The sequence below is a fragment of the Ilumatobacter sp. genome, from assembly GCF_039969435.1.
Classification (GTDB): Bacteria; Actinomycetota; Acidimicrobiia; order Acidimicrobiales; family Ilumatobacteraceae; genus Ilumatobacter_A.
In genome coordinates, this window is sequence record NZ_JBDVNU010000017.1 from 77,385 (window position 1) to 95,005 (window position 17,621).

Sequence of the window (17,621 nt, forward strand, 5' to 3'; positions counted from 1 at the left end):
GCACCGGAGCTTCACGGGGTGGACAACACCTCGTCGAGTTCTCGGAGTGCCGCCGTCGGGTCGGTGACGTGGATGGTCGTCCAGCCGAGAGCGCGTGCGGGCTCGAGGTTCTGGTCGAAGTCGTCGAGGTAGACGATGTCGCTGTGCGCGACGCCCAACGCCTCTGCCGTCGCCTCGTAGATGGCGACCTCGGGTTTGCGAGCCCCGACCGCGAACGACTCGACGACGGCATCGAAGAGTGCGAAGTCCACGTCGCGCTCCATGATCGGTCGGAACTCGGCGAACGTGTTGGTGAGCAGTCCGGTCGCCAGGCCGTCGTCGCGCAACGTCGCGATCCGTTCGGCCATCGCATGGACGATCTCGTAGCCGCCGGGAGCGAGCAGGCGGTCGATCTCGTCACCGCGCAACTCCACGCCGCGGTTGCGTGCCCACGGGGCCAGCCGCGACTGGATCTCCTCGATCGGGAGTCCACCCCGCTCGGCCAGATGCCAGGGATGGTCGGGCGTGGACTCGCGAGGTCCGAGCAGGATCTCGTGCAAGGTCGCGGGTGTGACGTCGAGGTCGTCGGCGATGGTCGCGATCTGGTTGGCGATCGTCGTGATCAGGACGCCTCCGAAGTCGAAGACGACTGCACGCGGACAAGGCGTGACCACGGGCGCCGTGTCAGTCGAACGCAGCGGTCGGTGTGCGATCCGCGTTGTAGACCGGAGCCGTCGCATCGATGCGGTGCTTCCGGCTCACCGCGCCCGTGAGGCCGCCCTCGTTCAGCATCGTGCGCATGTCGAGGTAGTTCTGGTGGTCGAAGTGTGCGGCGAGCGCCTCCTCGGACGCCCACAGTTCGTAGACCTGGATGAGGTCGGCCTGGCACGGGTCGGCAGCGAAGCAGTAGACGAGGCATCCGGGCTCGTCGTCCCGGGTCGCCTTCTGGATCGGCGCCGACCGGTCGATCAGCGCCTGACGGGTGGACGGGTCGGCGACGGTGATCGCAGCTTCGACGGCGATGAGACTCATGGTGGCGGTGTCCTTCTCGGGCCGTGGCGATCGATCGGTCGTCGCTGGGTCGTGCCCGGGTTCGTTGCTCGATGGGTGGTCGTGGTCAGTATGACGACGGGGCACTCCTCGCGAGCGAGGCGGACGCGCGAGGCGACTGCTCCTGACCGAACCGTCGAGAGGGAGAGCAGGATGTACGCAGCGTTGATCACCGGCAAGGACACCGTCGAACTCCGTGAATTCCCGGACCCCGTTCCGGCCGAGCACGGAGTGGTCGTCGACATCGCCTTCTGCGGCATCTGCGGGACCGACATCCACGCCTACCAATCGGGCCGCGAGTACAACCCGGCGATCTGCGGCCACGAGTGGTCGGGCACCGTGTCGGCCATCGGCGCAGCGGTGAGGAGTGTCGGTGAGGGTGACCGCGTCGTGGTGTCGGTCGCCTCCGCGTGCGGTGCGTGCGCGGCATGTCGCCAAGGCCAGGCCGGGTACTGCCAGCAGGCGTTCCTGTCGGCGGTCGGTCGTGATGCACTCGCCCCCGCTCATGGGGGCTTCGCGCCCAGGATCGCCGTGGCGGCCGAGCGGGTGGTCGGAACGAACACCGGTCTGACAGATGAGCAGGCCGCCCAGGTCGAACCCGCCACGGTCGCGTTCCACGCCGTGCGTTCGAGTCATCTGCGACTCGGCGACGTCGCTGTGATCCAGGGTGGTGGCCCGATCGGACTCGGCACCATGCAGTGGGTGCGGGCCGGAGGTGCTGGCATCGTGATCGTGGTCGAACCGAACCCGCAGCGCCGCGCCTTGGCGATCGAGCTCGGCGCACATCATGCCGTCGAGCCGGGAGCCGTTGCCGACGAACTGATCAAGGAACTCACGCACGGGCTCGGTGCGGACATCGTGTACGAGTGCGTCGGGCGCGGCTTCGCCGTGCAGTCCGCCGTCGACCTCGCTCGTCGGGGCGGAGCGATGTGTCTCGTCGGCCTCCCCGACGAGGAGGCGGCGATCACCGTCGGCACCTGGCTCGTCAAGGAGATCCGCACCACGTCGTCGCTCGCCTATGTGCGCGAGGAGTTCGAGATGGCGATGGGGATGATCGCCGACGGTCGGGTCGTCGTGGAGCCGATGCACTCGTCGACCGTCGGCCTCGACGGCCTCGAAGCAGCGCTCGCCGATCTGGCGAGCGGCACGAGCGAACAGGTGAAGGTCCTCGTCGACCCCAACCTCTGACGACGTCGGGGTTCTCGGCGCAGTGGAGGACGTTCCACTGATGAGTGGGCGCCACCGTTTCGCGACACTGCCGCGATGTACGACTACACGGGAAAGACGGTGCTCGTCACGGGCGCCTCGATGGGACTCGGCGAAGGCTTCGCCCACGGATTCGCGGAGGCGGGTGCGGACCTGATCCTCACGGCGCGTTCGGTCGACCTGCTCGAAGGCGTCGCGGAGGTGTGCCGTTCGAAGGGGAGCGGCAAGGTCACCGTCGTGCCGGGGGACGTCTCCGTCGAGGCCGACGTGGCCCGCGTCGTCGAGACCGGGATCACCGCCCACGGCAGGATCGACGCGCTGATCAACAACGCGGGCGTGAGCGACATGCGCGGTGTCGCCCCCGAACAGTTCGACATGGAGACGTGGAACTGGATCATGTCCGTCGACCTGAACGGCGCGTTCATGTACCTCCGCGACGTCGGCAGGCACATGCTCGAATCGGGAGGCGGCTCGATCGTCAACATCTGCTCGATCATGGGTCACGGCGCGAACGAGTTGAACATCATCGCCTACACCGCCGCGAAGGGCGCGTTGCGCAACGTGACGCTGCAACTCGGGTGCGAGTGGGCGGACCGCGGCGTGCGGGTCAACTCGGTGTCGCCGGGATTCATCATCACCGAGATGGTCCGCCCAGCGCTGGAAGGCATGGGGATGGACAAGTGGATCGCCAGCCGCACGCCGATGCGCCGGATCGGTGAGCTGCACGAGATCGTCGACCCCGTGATGTTCCTCGCATCGGACGGCGCGAGCTACATCACCGGCCACGACCTCAACGTCGACGGCGGCACGAACGCATCGAACGGCACCTACCAGATCCCGCCGATCCACCAGGAGTGGAACGCCGACACCGCACCACGGATCGGTCGCGGGTACGAGGGCGTCCAGCCCCGCCCCGACTGGTACGAGGTGATGAAGGCCGGCATCCCCGGCATCCACTACACGCCCGAGTCGTGAGTGCGGTCCGCCGGCCACATCGGTGTCGCTCCGATGAAGTGTGACGTTCGGCTCGTCTGGTAAACAACCGCTTGGTTAGTTTCCTGACCACGAGGCACCAACTGCTTCGGAACGCGGCGGCCGTGGGAGGTCGCTGCTCAAACAACAACAGGGGGAAAAATGACTTCACGATCGAGGAACAAGCGGCTCGCCGCCGCAGCGTTCAGCTTCGCGCTGGTCGCAGCGGCGTGCGGCGGCAGCAGTGACGGGGGCGGTGACGACGCAGCCGGAGACGATCCCGTCGCGACCGAGGCCGCCGGTGGCGACACCGAGACGACCGAAGCGGCGGACGACGGTGGCGACACCGAGACGACCGAAGCGGCAGACGACGGTGGGGACACCGAGACGACCGAGGCGGACGACGGTGGGGAGACCGAGACGACCGAAGCCGGAGGAGGCGACGAAGGTCCGGTGGAGGAGCCCACGGGTGAACCCTTCGTGATCGGTGTCCAGAACCTCGAGGGTGATCCGAACGGGTCGTTCCCCGAGTTCTCGGTCGCCATCCAGGCAGCTGCCGACTACGTCAACGCCGAACTCGGCGGCCTGCAGGGTCGCCCGATCGAGATCGAGCTGTGCAAGTCGGTCGTGTCGCCCGACGATTCGCAGCGCTGCGCGAACGAGCTGTCCGCTGACGGTGTCGACCTCGCCATCTCGACGATCAACTTCTTCGGGAACCACTTCTCGATCTACCAGGGTTCGGACATTCCCGTCCTCGTCGTCACGCCGGTGACGATCGCCGACTTCACGTCCGAGGGCGTGTACTCGATCGGTGCGGGCGGCGGGTGCCTCGGCGCTCACACCGGACTCATCGAGTTCGTCACGAACCAGATCGAGGCGGAAGAAGGCATCACCGTGAACAAGGTCGGTGTGCCGTGGGCCGACACGCCTCCCGGCGTGGTCTGCTACAACGACCTCGAGGCCAAGCCGCTCGACGTGTTGAACGGCACGGAGCCGGGCGACGCAGAGCGGGCCGGGTCCAAGCCCGACCTCACCTACGTCGGTGTGCCCGTCGCCCCTGCCCTTCCGGATGCCACGCCGCAGGCCACCGAGGTCCTCGACTTCGAACCCGATGCGATCATCTTCTCGGGTCAGGGCGCCGACTGCTGGAACCTCGTCGATGCGATGGGTCGACTCGGGTGGACCCCCGAACAGATCCCGCTGGTGCTCTCGGGTTCCTGCACCGACTTCGACGCGATGCGTGCTGCCGGCCCTCTGGCCGAGGGCGTGTACTTCATCGGGAGCGGCAACAGCCTGCTGTCGCCACTCGATGGCCAGGAGCCGGGCAAGAACCTCGACGAGGCGACCATCTACCAGACCAAGATGGCGGAGTACGGGGTGTCCGAGGACGACATCTTCAAGGGCTTCGGCACGCAGGGCTTCTCGGCCATCATGAACATCTGGGAGATCGCGAACGGCGTCGACGGTGACGTCACCGCCGAAGCGATCGAGGCCGGCTTCCAAGCCACTGACGGCACCGCAGACACCTTCGGTGGCCTGCCGCTCAACTGCTCGGGAGCCCCGGATCCGTACGTCGCCGTCTGCAGCTCGTCGGTCAGCGTCAACCGCTGGACGGGCGATGCGTTCGAGACGGTCGAGGAGGAACTGACCGGACTCGACCTGGTGGCGGGCACCGAACTCCGCCCCGGACCGACCTGATCACCTGAACACCTGAACACCTGAATTCATGAACACCTGAACACCGGCGTCCTGGAGTCGGGGTGATCCCACCGAGGATCACCCCGACTCGGCCGCCTCCATCCTTCGACTTGATTCTCGATCCACGCCTGGGGGTACTCGCGTGAAAGACATCATCTTCGACCTGATCAGCGGCCTCGGCCTCGGAGCACTCTTTGCGATGCTCGCGGCTGGACTCGTCGTCTCCTACAAGGGATCTGGCGTCATCAACTTCGCACACGGTGCGCTCGCGATGTACGGCATGTTCACCTTCGATGCGGCATGGAATCGTGGTGAGATCTTCCTGCCGTGGGTCGACTTCCTGCCCACGCACACGCTGAACGTGCCCGTGCGGATCACCGTCGCCAGCGACGGCAGTTGGGAGATGATCCCGTCTCTGATCGTGGCCCTGCTGATGGCTGCGGTGCTCGGACTCGCGGTCCACTTCCTGATCTTCCGACCGCTGCGAAATGCGGCGCCACTCGGCAAGGTGGTCGCCTCGGTCGGACTGCTGCTGTATCTGCAGGGCGTCGCCCTGCTCAACTTCGGCACCGCCTTCCCCCAGCCACGCAGCGTCGTTCCCGACGAGGTGCTGCAGAACTTCCTCGGGCTCGGCAAGCCCTATCCGCGCAACTCGGTGTACGTGGTCGGCTTCGCGTTGCTGTTCGGACTCGTGTTGTGGGCGGGATACCGCTTCACCAAGTTCGGCCTCGCCACACGTGCCGCCGCCGGCAACGAGAAGGGCGCGATCCTGCTCGGCTATTCGCCCCAGACCCTGGCGGCCGTCAACTGGGTGATCGCCTCGGTCACCGCGACGCTCGCCGTCATCATCGTCGGCCCGATCCAGGGCACGATCACCCCGATCGGCCTCTCGGCGCTCATCGTCCCGGCACTTGCAGCGGCACTGATCGGCAGCCTGCGATCCGTGCCGATCGCCATCGCCGGCGGCCTCGGACTCGGTGCGGTGCGCACGATGCTCGAACTGAACAAGGCGGACTGGTTCGACACCGGCCCCCTCACGTGGATCGAGAACGGCGTCAGTCAGGCGGTTCCGTTGATCGTCATCGTGCTCGTCCTCGTGCTGCGCGGCAAGAGTCTCCCGATCCGCGGCACGGTCGAGGAACGTCGGCTTCCACTCGCGCCCCAACCCAAGCGGATGTACGAACACGCCCTGGTCTGGGTCACCGTCATCACACTGTTCGCCTTCGTGTTCGAGAACGCCGGTGACCGCACCCGCTTCGCCAACGCGATCCAGAACGGTCTCGTGCTGGCGATCGTGATGCTGTCGCTCGTCATCCTCACCGGATACATCGGTCAGATCTCCCTGATGCAGATGTCCTTCGCCGGAATCTCCGGCTTCATGACGGCGAGGATGATGGCGGACGGAATCGGGCGAGGGTCGAACCTCTCGCCGGTCACCGGGCCCGGTCTGCCGTGGCCGATCGCCGGAGCGATCGGAGTGCTCGTCGCGATCGTCGTCGGGGTGGTGGTCGGGCTCCCGGCGCTGCGGATCCGTGGTGTGCAACTGGCCGTGGTCACCATCGCCACGGCGGTCGCCATCCAGGCGCTCTACCTCGAGAACGAGGTCATCACCCAACTCCGTGCCGGCATCCCGGCGTACGTGAAGGAACCGACGTTCTTCGGTGCCGACATCGGTGCTCGAAGTGTGCGACAGCAGAACGAGAATCCGGCGTTCGCGCTGTTCGGAGGCATCGTCCTCGCGCTCTGCGCGATCGGGGTGGCGAACATCCGCCGCACCGGCGTGGGACGACGGTTCCTGGCGGTGCGCGCCAACGAGCGAGCCGCTGCGTCGGCCGGCATCAACGTGGCACGGACCAAGCTCCTGGCGTTCGCGATGAGCGCCGGCATCGCTGGTCTGGGCGGCGTGATGCTCGGCTTCAAGCAGGTCGAGGTGTCGTCGGCGAACTTCGTGTACGGCGCGAGCCTCGGAATCCTCGCCACTGCGTACCTCGCAGGCATCACCTCGATCAACGGGGCGATCATCGGCGGCATGTTGATCAGCGGCGGTGCGATCGTGCCGACGTTCTCCAACTACATGTTCGCGGGGACCAACATCGACAACTACGTCGGCGCCGTCACCGGATTGGGCATCATCGTCACCGCGATCGTCCACCCCGAGGGTGTCGCACCGTTCTTCGGCGGTCCGATGAGACACGCCGGGAACTGGTTGGTCGGTGCGATCCCCGGGGCCGAGACCATCCGGCGCGAGTACCGCGGGTCGCGAGCGGTGGCGGTCAAGGCGTTCATGGCCGCACTCGTCATCGGCACGGCGTTCTTCGCGTACAACGCCAAGTTCGTCGAGGACGTGTACCTCTGGACGGTCATCGTGGCGGTTCTCTTCTGGCTCGTGATCCTCGCAGCCTCGCTCGCACTCGGCGGCATCACGCCGACGTTCCCCGAAGCGGGAACGGCGTGGATCGGATGGGCGAAGGCCTTCGGTCCCACCGCACTCCTGGGGTACGTCGCCGGCTGGCTGATCTGGCCGATACGCGTCGACACCTATCCGAAGTTGTGGATGCCGATCGTGGGAGCACTCCTCGCACTGTTCATCCGCTCGATCGTCCGCCAGATCCGCGGGGTGGGCGCGAGTCACGACGACCCGTCCGGCGGATCGACTGTCGCCGCGACCGAGCCACCGAATTCCACCGCGGCGATCGCAGGGGTGAACTGACATGGCATTGCTCGAAGCACGTGGACTCAGCGTCAACTACGGCGGTCTGTACGCGAACCGCGACATCGACCTCGACTGTCACACCGGCAAGTTGGTCGGACTGATCGGCCCCAACGGCGCCGGCAAGACGACCTTCATCGACGCGATCACCGGCTTCACGCCGGTCACGGAGGGCACGGTCGTCTTCGACGGTCAGGACCTCGCCGGGATGACGCCCGACACTCGGGCCAAGATGGGTCTCACCCGCACCTTCCAGTCGCTCGAACTCTTCGAGGACCTCAGTGTGCGGGACAACCTGATGGCGGCAGCCGAGCGTCCTCAGTGGCATTCGTTCATCACCGACATCCTGTTGCCGGGCCGCAACGAGCGTCAGTACCGCGAGCAGGTCGACTGGGCGCTGTCGATCATGCGTCTGACCGACATGGGCGACAAGCTCCCGAGCGACCTGAGCCATGGCCAGCGCAAGCTGATCAGCGTGGCTCGTGCGCTCGCCGCCCGACCGAAACTCGTCCTGCTCGACGAGCCCGCCGCCGGCCTCGACACAGCCGAGAGCCAGTTGCTCGGGTCCCACCTCCGCGAGTTCCTCGACCACGACATGAGTCTGTTCCTGATCGACCACGACATGGGCCTCGTGCTCAACGTGTGCGACTACATCTACGTGCTCGACTTCGGTCAGATCATCGCTCACGGCACACCGGCCGAAGTGCGTGCGGATCCGGCGGTGATCGCCGCGTACCTGGGCGAGAGCGCCGGCGAGTCACAGGCAGCGAGTGGTGCCTCGTTCGGCGGCAAGAGTGGGATCGACGCCGCGCTCGACACCGTCATCGACGAACTCACGGAGGAGAAGGCATGACGAATGCAACAGTGACCGATCCGGCGGTCGACGACGTGCCGTCGGCGGGCGGTGATCGGCTGATCGAGGTACGTGGGCTCCATGCCGGGTACGGCGGCATCCCCGTCGTGCGCAACCTCGATCTGGTGGTCGGTCCGGGCGAGGTCGTCGCGCTGCTCGGCCCCAACGGCGCCGGGAAGACCACCACGCTGCTGACCCTGTCGGGCCTGCTCACACCGATCTCGGGGTCGGTCATGGTGCTGGGTGAGGAGGTCGACGGGTCGCGTCCACACCTGATTCCTCGTCGCGGGCTCGCCCATGTCGCAGAGGACCGTTCGCTCTTCTTCGACCTGACCGTCGACGAGAACATCAAGCTCGGCCTCACCGGTGACAAGCGATCGCGCAAGGCCTCGCACGAGCGGGCGTTGGAACTCCTCCCCGCCCTCAAGCCACTCGGGAGCCGCGCTGCGGGTCTGCTGTCGGGTGGCGAACAACAGATGCTCGCAATGGCACGCGCTCTCGTGTCCGAACCCAAGTGCCTCCTGGTGGACGAGATGAGCCTCGGGTTGGCGCCGATCATCGTCGAGCGGCTGCTGCCGATCGTGCGTGACATCGCCGACCAGACGGGGTGTGGCGTGCTCGTCGTCGAGCAGCACATCCACATGGCGCTCGAGGTCGCCGACCGCGGCTACGTCCTCCAGCACGGAGAGGTCTCGATGCAGGGAACGGCCAAGGAGTTGTTGTCGCAGCGATCGGTCCTCGAAGCGAGCTACCTGGGCGACGCTGCGCTGGGCTGACCTCGTGTCGACTCTCAGCCGATGACCACGTGGGCGTTCTACGCTCTGCTCGGCGTCGGAACGGGGGCCATGTACGCGGCGTTCTCGATGAGCGTCGTCATCACGTACCGCGGCAGCGGGGTGATCAACTTCGCCGTCGGCGCGCTCGCGATGATCCCGGCGATGACGTTCGCCGAGCTGCGGCGCTCGGGTGACCTCGTCCTGCCGTTGGTCCTCGTTCCTCGTCGGTGGTCGTTCGGGGAGCCGATGGGACTCGTTCCGGCGGCGCTGGTCGCCACGCTCGTGGGACTCGTCGTCTCGGCCGCGATCTACGTGACGGTCATCCGGACCCTGCGTTCGGCGCCGCCCGTGACGATGCTCGTCGCCACCGTCGGCGTGGCGCTCGCCCTCCAGGCGCTCGCCGTGAAGGGCTTCGGCAACGTCACGTTGCGATCACCGGGGATCCTGCCCGACTCGGTGATCCGAGTCGGCTCTCGTGGGTTCCCGGTCGACCGACTCTGGCTGCTCGGCATCGTCCTCCTGCTCACGTGCGCCGTCGTTGCGGTGTATCGGGCGACACGATTCGGCATCGCGACACGTGCCTCGTTCCTGAACGAGAAGGGGGCGATCCTGCTGGGGCTCGAACCTGCACGGCTCGGGCTGTACAACTGGCTCTTCGCCTCGCTGCTCGCGGGGTCGGTCGGCATCGTCGGCTCCTCACTCGGCGGGGTCAGCCCGTTCAACTTCAGTCTCTTCGTCGTCCCGGCGTTCGCGGCAGCACTCGCCGCACGTCTCAAGTCGATGCCGATCGCGGTGTCGGTCGCCGTGGCGATCGGTTCGTTCGAGGCCATGGCGGTCCACGTCGTGGCCCAGGGACGCGTCCCGGCGTTCTTCCAGGGCGGCATCAGCACGCTCGTCCCGTTCCTCGCGATCGTCGGTGCGTTGATGCTCGTCGGCAGCCGACTCCCGAATCGGGCGGCGATCGTCGAGCGTGCGCACGTGCCGGTCGCTCGCAGTGCGCCTCGGCCGGTGCTCTGGACGGTGTTGGTCGTCGGCGCGATCCTGGTGCTGGCATCGGACGATCCCTCGATCCGGTTCGCCGCACTGCAGAGCCTGATCGCCACGACCCTGCTCATGTCGATCGGGGTCATCACCGGCATGGTCGGCCAGTTGTCGCTCGCCCAGTTGTCGCTCGCCGGAATCTGCGCATTCCTGATGTCGCGTCTGGACACCGCTCTGGGCTTCCCACTGGCGCCGATCGTGGCGATCGTCGCCTCGGTGCTGGTGGGAACGTTGGTGAGCATCCCCGCCCTCCGCGTGAGGGGCGTCCAGTTCGCGATCCTCAGCTTCTCACTCGCCGTGGTGGTCGACGACCTGCTGTTCCGGAGCCCGACCTTCGTCGGCGCGACGGGCGTCGCCGAGGTCGAACCGCCGATCTTCGCCGGGTTCGACCTCGGCATCTTCGGTGGCGCCCGGTTCCCGTCGAAGCTCTTCGGCTTCCTGATGCTGGCGACCACGGCCATGTGTGCAGCGCTGGTGATCGGGGTCCGTCGCGGACCGCTCGGACGTCGGTTCCTCGCGGTTCGCGCGAACGAGCGTGCGGCAGCGGCCGCCGGGATCGACGTCGCTCGTACGAAGGTGCTCGGTGCAGCGATCTCCTCGCTGCTGGCCGCAGTGGCCGGCGTGATGATCGCCTACAAGTCGTCGACCTTGACGGGTGGCGGCCTCACCGCTCAGGACGGACTGCAGTTGCTCGCGCTGGCCTACCTGGGCGGAATCGGTTCACTCGGCGGAGCCGTGGTCGGCGGGATCCTCGCTCCGTCCGGACTCTTCACGGTCGCGATCCTCGGCGGCGGGAGCTCGATCGACCAGTTCCTGTTCACCGGTCTGGGCCTCGTGCTCGTCGCGGTCAAGTTCCCGGAGGGCATCGCAGGGAGTTGGACGATGTTTCTGAGGTCGCGTCGCAGAGCGCTGGCGCCGTCGGCCGAGTCGAACGACCGTCCGGACCGACTGATCGTGTTCGACGCCGAGCCGCGATGATGTCACCGTGACCCGACACGAGACCTCCACCGCGCCGTTCGCGAACGACCTGCTCGCCGGTCGCACGGCGCTCGTGACCGGCGGCGGGTCGGGGCTCGGCAGGGCGATCGCCACCGGGCTGTCGATGGCGGGAGCCGACGTGGTCATCGCAGCGCGCCGCCTGGAACGGCTCGAGGAGGCAGCGGTCGAGATCACCGGCATCAGTGGGAATCCGGTCGCCGTCGACCAGGTCGACATCCGCGACCGCGCAACGGTCGAAGCACTCGCCGGTCGCCACGAGGTGGACATCCTCGTGAACAACGCCGGCGGCCAGTTCCCGCAGAAGGCACGCGACTTCAGCCCGAACGGCTGGAACAGTGTGATCGACCTGAACCTCAACGGCACCTGGGCGATGACCCAGGTGTTCGGCAACCAGATGCTCGACCGCGCCGCCGCCGGGGGCCCGGTCGGGTCGATCGTGCAGATCGTCGCGATCGTCGGGCGCGGCATCCCCGGTATCGCCCACTCGGCCTCGGCGCGCGCGGCGGTCGTCGAACTGAGCAGGTCGCTCGCCTTCGAATGGGGGCCGTCGGTGCGCGTCAACTGCGTGGCGCCGGGAGCGTTCCACACCGACGGCTGGGAGGCCACCTACGACTCCGAGGTCGGTGACATGACCGGGGTGCCGCTGCCCTACCCGGGCCGCCCGGTCGACATCGCCAACGCAGTCGTCTTCATGGCGTCGCCCGCGTCTGCGTTCATCACCGGAGCGTGCCTCGACGTCGACGGAGGCCAACTGCTCCACGGCACCATCAGCGCCTTGCCCCCCGGGGCCTACGAGGAACGCATGTTCTGACGCCACGGCGGACGCCTCCCGCCTGACGACGGGTGTCGCACTCCGTCCCTCAGGTGAGCTGTGCGGCCGCAGCGAACTCGGCGAAGAACTCGATGTGTGCGTCGATGGAATCGCGCCCGCCGTTCATCGAGACCGCCGAGAAGTGCGTCCCGCCCGCCTCGCGCCACCGCTCGGCCTGTTCGGCGGAGTCGATGGGTCCGTCGTTGCGCAACGCGATGTGTTCGAGTCCGTGACCATCGAGGTCGACACGGCGACGGGTCGCCAACTTGCGGTAGTCGTCGAGAGCGTGATGCACGGCCGACTCCTTGCCCGCGAACATGAAGCCGTCGCCGGCCGCCAGGCCCCGTCGGAACGCCGGCGGACTGAAACCGCCGATCCAGATCGGGATCCGTCGGCCGGGTCCGGGGACCAAGGCGCCGCGGTCGAGTGTGTCGAACTCGCCGTCGTACGACGTGACCTCTCCGAGCCAGAGGTCGCGCAGAACGCCGATCTGTTCGTCGGCTCGCCGGCCACGCGAGTCGAAGTCCTGGCCGAGTGCGTCGTACTCGACGTAGTTCCAGCCGACACCGACTCCGAGTCGCAGGCGGCCGCCCGACAGGAGGTCGAGGTCGGCGGCCTGCTTCGCGACGAGAACCGTCTGACGTTGCGGCAGGATCAGCACACCGGTGGCGAACTCGATCCGCTCGGTGATGGCCGCGAGGTACGCGAACATCACGAACGGGTCGTGGAACGGGTCGTGCTCGTCGTACGGGCCCCACAGCGGCGGTTCGCGATCGGTGTGCACGGCGCCGACCACGTGGTCGTACGCCACCAGCCCGTCGAACCCGAGATGTTCGACGGCGAGTCCGATCCGACGCACGGCCTCCGGGTCACCTCCGACCTCGGTCTGGGGATACACCGCGTTGATCTTCATGGGTTCGCTCCGTTCGTTCGTGCCACGTCCATGATCGCGCCATTGCAGCGCAGCCGCCACACGACCGCTGCCGCCTGGTCACTGGTCGGTCCGGTTGTGCGGTGAGTCTGGGTCGTCCTCATGCCGGGGGAGGCTCACCGCACGGTCGTGGTTGGTCCGGGGGTTCGGCCCGGGCCGCACGATTTTCACGCGTCCGTGGAAGGCTGGCGTGATGGCGACGCTGCTGGCTCACATCACCGTCCGGTCCGGTTCGGAGGCGCGATTCGAGGAGATCGCCCGCGAGCTGTACGCGAAGACCCACGCCGACGAACCCGACGTGCTGCGCTACGAGTACTGGCGTGGCGCCGACGAACGGACCTACTACTCGCTGCTGTCGTTCCCCGACCACCGCGGCTTCATCGTCCATCAGACGAGCGATCATCACGAGGTCGCCTCGCCGCTCATCGGCGCCGTCGTGGAGTCGATCCGTCTCGAATGGGTCGACCCGCTCGCAGGCGCGAGCGACCTGGCCTCGACCGAAGCGCAAGACGCCCCCGAAGGCGCCGACGAGCTCACGATGAAGTACACCGAGCGCTTCGCCGCCGAGGTCGCCGACTGGTGGCTCGCACTCCGTTGACGAACCGACTGAAGGTGCCGGTCACCCCTCGAGGTGTCAGTCGGTGGCGGGCTCACGGCTCCACAGGACGTCGAAGTCCCGGGCGATGTCGAGCACCTGGAACGCTCGACCGATACCGAGGCAGAAGCCACACGTGATGGCCAGTTCGAGGATCTCCGGGTCGGAGAACAGCTCCTTGAGCTTCACCCACATGGCGTCGTCGATCGCCGTGTGATCGATCGCGTACTGCTCGGCGAACGCTGCCGCCAGCTTCTCGCGCGGCGTGAACTCGTCACGGTTGCGGAAGTCCTCGACGGCCTCGTACAGCTCGTCGGTCATGCCCTGCTGCATCGCCGATGCAGCCCGCGTGTTCATTCAAACGTGGCACTCGTTGAGCTGTGCGATGCGCATCCGCGCGATCTCCCGCTCGCGGATCGCCAGGCTGGACTTCTCGTACACCGCCTCGCTCATCGCGTGCAGCCCCGCCCCCATGTGCGGTGCGAGTTGCCACAGTCGTGACGCCTCGCGGCCTTTACCCTCCGGAATGTCGATCTTTGCCATGCGCATTCTCCTTCGTGGTCGGACAGGCCGTACCGGGTCGGACCCACTCAGGCCGAACGGCGCGAGTGCGTCAGACCCGATACGACCGTCAGTCGATTGTCGTCTTCGAGACGGCGACGGGGATGGCGCTCGACACGACCATGCCCGTGACGGGGTCGGAGCCGACGTGGGTCGACACGAGTCGGCTCGTCGGCGACCCGATCTCGCGTACCTTCTCGTCGCTCAGTGACCGCCCACCCCACGAGTGCGCCATGGAGATCACACCTCTCTTGACGTCCTCGGCCGGCTCGACCACCCCCAGGAGCTTGGCCTTCGGCGACGAGATCTCGATGATCTCACCGGCGACGAGTTCGAGTTCGGCCACGTCGTCGGGGTGCATGTACGCAGGATTGGTCGTGCCCTTGCGCGCCAGACCCGGCAGCTCGGTTCCCGTCGAGTTGAGCACGTGCTTGAGCCGTCGCGACACCAGACGGAACGGATACGCGGACACGTCGGTTCCGGCGAAGATGTTCGAACCCTCGGCGAGCACGACGGCCAGTTCGGCCACGAACTCCTCGGGTGCCAACGTGAACTTCGCCGTGGCGTTCTCGTCGGCGGGTTCCACGGTGAGCTTCTTGTCGAGATGCACCTGACGGAGCTGCGAGCGGACCTCGTCGAGCGGCATGCGTGAGCCGTGGTACGCGCGGTCGATGATCTCGTCGGTGTCGGGACGCACGCTCATGTCGGGCGACCCGCCCGGGAGTGGCAGCTCGCTCCCGAGGCGCGAGGCGAGCTCCCAGAACACCTCCCATTCGTTGAGCACGTCGCCGTCGCGTTCGACCACCGGCTCGGTGTAGTTCGTGTAGGGCGCCCGGAACCAGCGGTCCATCAGGTGGGGCACGTCGGCCCGCTCCAGCGGGAGCGTCGGTGCGATCACGTAGTCGGCCATCTCGGCGGTCGCCGTCATGCGGTAGTCGACCACGACGAGCAGTTCGAGGTCGGCCATCGCCTCCATCGTCAGTTCGTGATCGGGGAACGCCACCACGGGGTTGCCGCCGGACACGATCAGCGCGCGGATGCGGCCCTCGCCGGGAGTGAGGATCTCCTCGGCGAGCGTGGCTGCCGGCATCTCGCCGCGGTACCCGCGTAGGTCGCGGATGCGGGCGGGTGGGCCGTTGTTGGGATTGCGTGGCGCCGTGGCCTGCGCCCGATGTGGCGCTTCGGGGTACAGGAGAAGGCCGTTCTCCATCAGGTCACCCTCGCGGTTGACGCGTCCGAGCACGGTGTTGAGCACGGTGGTCATGTGCTCGGTGAGGCTCGAGTGTGCGGCCATGTTCGGGCCCGTTCCGGTACCGGCGGTTCCACGCGGTCCGGCGGCGAACATGCGGGTGGCGGCCACGATGTCGTCGGGATCGAGTTGGCAGCGATCGGCGACCACGTCGAGGGTGAACCCGTCGACGGCCGCTTCCAGTTCGGCCAGTTGGTCGACCCAGCGCTCGCAGAACTCGTGGTCCTGCAGACCTTCGGCCAACACGATGCGGATCATTCCTGCGAGCAGCGTCGTGTCCTGCCCGGGTCGGATCTGGAGATGGATGTCGGCGAAGCTCGCGAGCTCGGTCCGGCGCGGGTCGATGACGATCAGCTTCATCCCCTCGGCCTTGCGCCGGCGCATCACCGTGAACGGGTTGGTGCCTTGGAGGCCGCCGATCGGGGCGTACGACGAGACCATCGAGTTGTACCCGATCGCCATGTGGACGTCACTGCTGGTGAAGGAGTGGTACCCGGCCTCCCACCCGCCCATCCGCAGCATCGCCAGACCCTTGGCCGGTTGGTCGATGGTGACCGACGTGTAGAACGACACCGAGTCGAGTCCCTGGTGGAAGGCACGGGCGGCGGGCACGGCGACGGAGTTCTGGTAGCCGCCGGTCCCCGTGTACGACGCGACGGCGCGGGGTCCGTGCTCGTCGATGATCCGACGCAGGTGGGCGGCGATGTCGTCCATCGCGTCCGAACTCGACAACTCCTCGAACGTTCCGTCGGGGCGCCGGCGCAACGAGCGACGGATGCGCCCCGGATCGGCCATCTGGTCGGGGATCTGTCGGCCCTTGATGCAGGTGTATCCCTCGAACAGCGGGTCGTCCATCACGCCGCGGACCGCGACGACCCGGTTGTCGACGACGTCGACCTCCATCGGGCAACTCGCGTGGCACACGCGGCAGAACGTGTGGCGCGTGTCCACGGAGTTCTTCCCGCTGGTCCCCACGTCGGTGGTCGCGGTGGTCTCGGTCTTCGTGTTGGTCGCCATGGCGGCTCTCCGATCCATGTCCGGTTCGTCCCGTACGAATCAAAACTAACCCAGCGGCTAATTTCCCATCGCAGCGGGGCGACACGTTCCGCACGGGATGATTCGACGAAGGCCGGGGGGTCGCAGTGACAGTGAACTTCATCGGGGGCAGGCGATGACGCGGCCCTTCCGATTCGGGCTCCAGAGCTATGCGGCGGAGTCGCCGGCGGACTGGCGCGAGCAGGCCAAGCGTGCGGAGGATCTCGGATTCTCGACGTTCAGCGTGGCCGATCACGTGATCGGCCCGGGCCCGAAACTCGCAGCGACGAACCACCCGGTGCAGAACGTCGCAGCGGTGCCGGCGATGGCGGTGGCGATCGAGGCCACCAGCACGATCAACGTCGGAGCCCGAGTGTTCTGCACCGACTACCGCCAACCGGTGATGTTCGCGAAGGAACTCGCCACGCTGGATTTCTTCTCCGAAGGTCGCCTCGAGATCGGCATCGGCTGCGGGTGGCTCCAGGGCGAGTACGAAGCGATGGGGGTCCCGTGGGATCCGGCTGGTATTCGTCTCGACCGGATGGAGGAGACGCTCACGCTGATCCGCCAGCACCTCGGCGACGGCGATGTCGACCTCCGGGGCGAGCATGTCGATGCGACGGGGTTCACCGGTGTGCCGAAGCCGGCGAATGGTATGCCACCGATCATGATCGGTGGCGGTGCCAAGCGGGTGCTCGGCATCGCCGGGCGCGAAGCCGACATCGTCAGCCTCAACTTCGACAACAGCTCCGGCAAGATCGGCCCCGACGGTGTCGGCAGCAGCACGGCGGCGCTGACGGCCGAGAAGATCGACTTCATCCGATCGGGCGCAGCGCGACGCACCGACGACAAGAGCTTCGACGACATCGAGATCGAGATCGGCGCCTACTTCACGGTCGTCACCGACCAGCGTGCAGCGACGTTGGAACAGATGGCGCCGATGTTCCAGCTCGAACCAGAGCAGTTCGCCGAACATCCGCATGCGTTGATCGGATCGGTCGACGAGATCTGCGCGCAACTGATCGAGCGTCGGGAGACCTACGGCATCTCCTACGTCACGTTCGGGGCGACAGCGGTGTCCAGCGTCGCCCCCGTCGTCGAACGCCTCGCCGGTACCTGACCGCCGGTCCGTCCACCATCGATCGAACGAAACGA

Annotated in this window: 16 protein-coding genes; 10 read left to right on the plus strand and 6 right to left on the minus strand. The window is 67.1% G+C overall.

All coding sequences use genetic code 11. The features are described from left to right. Positions 1-11 precede the first annotated feature (11 nt). Entirely contained in the window at positions 12-653 is a 642-nt protein-coding gene (locus ABJK40_RS09305) for an HAD family phosphatase (protein WP_348480484.1), read from the minus strand. Between the two features lie 10 nt (positions 654-663). Continuing rightward, positions 664-1,011: an antibiotic biosynthesis monooxygenase gene (locus ABJK40_RS09310; RefSeq protein ID WP_348480485.1), complete on the minus strand. Its 348-nt coding sequence runs from the start codon at positions 1,009-1,011 to the stop codon at positions 664-666. A 171-nt stretch (positions 1,012-1,182) separates the two neighbouring features. Between ABJK40_RS09310 and ABJK40_RS09315 the strand changes: the two genes are divergently transcribed. The 8 genes from ABJK40_RS09315 to ABJK40_RS09350 all read left to right on the plus strand — a co-directional run bounded on the left by ABJK40_RS09315 (position 1,183) and on the right by ABJK40_RS09350 (position 12,095). Next, complete coding sequence (locus tag ABJK40_RS09315) at positions 1,183-2,217, plus strand: zinc-binding dehydrogenase (protein WP_348480486.1); 1,035 nt, start codon at positions 1,183-1,185, stop codon at positions 2,215-2,217. 75 nt (positions 2,218-2,292) lie between these two features. After that, a complete protein-coding gene (locus ABJK40_RS09320) occupies positions 2,293-3,210 on the plus strand; it encodes an SDR family oxidoreductase (RefSeq protein ID WP_348480487.1) in 918 nt (305 codons plus the stop codon). Between the two features lie 159 nt (positions 3,211-3,369). Further along, entirely contained in the window at positions 3,370-4,905 is a 1,536-nt protein-coding gene (locus tag ABJK40_RS09325) for an ABC transporter substrate-binding protein (protein WP_348480488.1), read from the plus strand. A 142-nt stretch (positions 4,906-5,047) separates the two neighbouring features. Next, entirely contained in the window at positions 5,048-7,615 is a 2,568-nt protein-coding gene (locus tag ABJK40_RS09330) for an ABC transporter permease (RefSeq protein WP_348480489.1), read from the plus strand. Between the two features lies 1 nt (position 7,616). Then, positions 7,617-8,468 (plus strand): ABC transporter ATP-binding protein, encoded by an 852-nt coding sequence (locus ABJK40_RS09335; RefSeq protein ID WP_348480490.1) that lies wholly within the window; start codon positions 7,617-7,619, stop codon positions 8,466-8,468. Beyond that, positions 8,465-9,244 (plus strand): ABC transporter ATP-binding protein, encoded by a 780-nt coding sequence (locus ABJK40_RS09340; RefSeq protein WP_348480491.1) that lies wholly within the window; start codon positions 8,465-8,467, stop codon positions 9,242-9,244. The genes ABJK40_RS09335 and ABJK40_RS09340 overlap by 4 nt, the downstream gene beginning before the upstream one ends. 21 nt (positions 9,245-9,265) lie before the next feature. Then, entirely contained in the window at positions 9,266-11,263 is a 1,998-nt protein-coding gene (locus tag ABJK40_RS09345; RefSeq protein ID WP_348480492.1) for an ABC transporter permease, read from the plus strand. Positions 11,264-11,270: 7 nt separating this feature from the next. Beyond that, complete coding sequence (locus ABJK40_RS09350; RefSeq protein WP_348480493.1) at positions 11,271-12,095, plus strand: SDR family oxidoreductase; 825 nt, start codon at positions 11,271-11,273, stop codon at positions 12,093-12,095. 49 nt (positions 12,096-12,144) lie between these two features. Here the strand turns inward: ABJK40_RS09350 and ABJK40_RS09355 are convergent, their stop codons facing one another. Continuing rightward, positions 12,145-13,008, minus strand: coding sequence for an LLM class F420-dependent oxidoreductase (locus ABJK40_RS09355; protein WP_348480494.1), 864 nt, complete (start codon positions 13,006-13,008; stop codon positions 12,145-12,147). A 211-nt stretch (positions 13,009-13,219) separates the two neighbouring features. Between ABJK40_RS09355 and ABJK40_RS09360 the strand changes: the two genes are divergently transcribed. Further along, on the plus strand, positions 13,220-13,624 hold the full coding sequence (locus ABJK40_RS09360; RefSeq protein ID WP_348480495.1) for an antibiotic biosynthesis monooxygenase: 405 nt from the start codon (positions 13,220-13,222) through the stop codon (positions 13,622-13,624). 36 nt (positions 13,625-13,660) lie between these two features. On the opposite strand, the gene ABJK40_RS09365 is transcribed toward ABJK40_RS09360, so the two are convergent. The 3 genes from ABJK40_RS09365 to ABJK40_RS09375 all read right to left on the minus strand — a co-directional run bounded on the left by ABJK40_RS09365 (position 13,661) and on the right by ABJK40_RS09375 (position 16,466). Further along, positions 13,661-13,942, minus strand: coding sequence for a hypothetical protein (locus ABJK40_RS09365; protein WP_348480496.1), 282 nt, complete (start codon positions 13,940-13,942; stop codon positions 13,661-13,663). Between the two features lie 36 nt (positions 13,943-13,978). Further along, a complete protein-coding gene (locus ABJK40_RS09370) occupies positions 13,979-14,164 on the minus strand; it encodes a hypothetical protein (protein ID WP_348480497.1) in 186 nt (61 codons plus the stop codon). 88 nt (positions 14,165-14,252) lie between these two features. After that, on the minus strand, positions 14,253-16,466 hold the full coding sequence (locus ABJK40_RS09375) for a molybdopterin-dependent oxidoreductase (protein WP_348480498.1): 2,214 nt from the start codon (positions 16,464-16,466) through the stop codon (positions 14,253-14,255). A 136-nt stretch (positions 16,467-16,602) separates the two neighbouring features. Between ABJK40_RS09375 and ABJK40_RS09380 the strand changes: the two genes are divergently transcribed. Next, the gene (locus ABJK40_RS09380) at positions 16,603-17,586 is read left to right on the plus strand and encodes a TIGR03621 family F420-dependent LLM class oxidoreductase (protein WP_348480499.1); all 984 of its coding nucleotides are present in this window, start codon (positions 16,603-16,605) and stop codon (positions 17,584-17,586) included. Positions 17,587-17,621 lie beyond the last annotated feature (35 nt).

Excerpts from the sequence above, each read along its gene's own strand:
- ABJK40_RS09320 (WP_348480487.1), top strand. The coding sequence starts at position 2,293 with ATGTACGACTACACGGGAAAGACGGTGCTCGTCACGGGCGCCTCGATG.
- ABJK40_RS09370 (WP_348480497.1), bottom strand. The coding sequence starts at position 14,164 with ATGGCAAAGATCGACATTCCGGAGGGTAAAGGCCGCGAGGCGTCACGA.
- ABJK40_RS09375 (WP_348480498.1), bottom strand. The coding sequence starts at position 16,466 with ATGGATCGGAGAGCCGCCATGGCGACCAACACGAAGACCGAGACCACC.
- ABJK40_RS09380 (WP_348480499.1), top strand. The coding sequence starts at position 16,603 with ATGACGCGGCCCTTCCGATTCGGGCTCCAGAGCTATGCGGCGGAGTCG.
- ABJK40_RS09310 (WP_348480485.1), bottom strand. The coding sequence starts at position 1,011 with ATGAGTCTCATCGCCGTCGAAGCTGCGATCACCGTCGCCGACCCGTCC.
- ABJK40_RS09315 (WP_348480486.1), top strand. The coding sequence starts at position 1,183 with ATGTACGCAGCGTTGATCACCGGCAAGGACACCGTCGAACTCCGTGAA.
- ABJK40_RS09365 (WP_348480496.1), bottom strand. The coding sequence starts at position 13,942 with ATGACCGACGAGCTGTACGAGGCCGTCGAGGACTTCCGCAACCGTGAC.
- ABJK40_RS09360 (WP_348480495.1), top strand. The coding sequence starts at position 13,220 with ATGGCGACGCTGCTGGCTCACATCACCGTCCGGTCCGGTTCGGAGGCG.
- ABJK40_RS09340 (WP_348480491.1), top strand. The coding sequence starts at position 8,465 with ATGACGAATGCAACAGTGACCGATCCGGCGGTCGACGACGTGCCGTCG.
- ABJK40_RS09355 (WP_348480494.1), bottom strand. The coding sequence starts at position 13,008 with ATGAAGATCAACGCGGTGTATCCCCAGACCGAGGTCGGAGGTGACCCG.
- ABJK40_RS09325 (WP_348480488.1), top strand. The coding sequence starts at position 3,370 with ATGACTTCACGATCGAGGAACAAGCGGCTCGCCGCCGCAGCGTTCAGC.
- ABJK40_RS09335 (WP_348480490.1), top strand. The coding sequence starts at position 7,617 with ATGGCATTGCTCGAAGCACGTGGACTCAGCGTCAACTACGGCGGTCTG.
- ABJK40_RS09345 (WP_348480492.1), top strand. The coding sequence starts at position 9,266 with ATGACCACGTGGGCGTTCTACGCTCTGCTCGGCGTCGGAACGGGGGCC.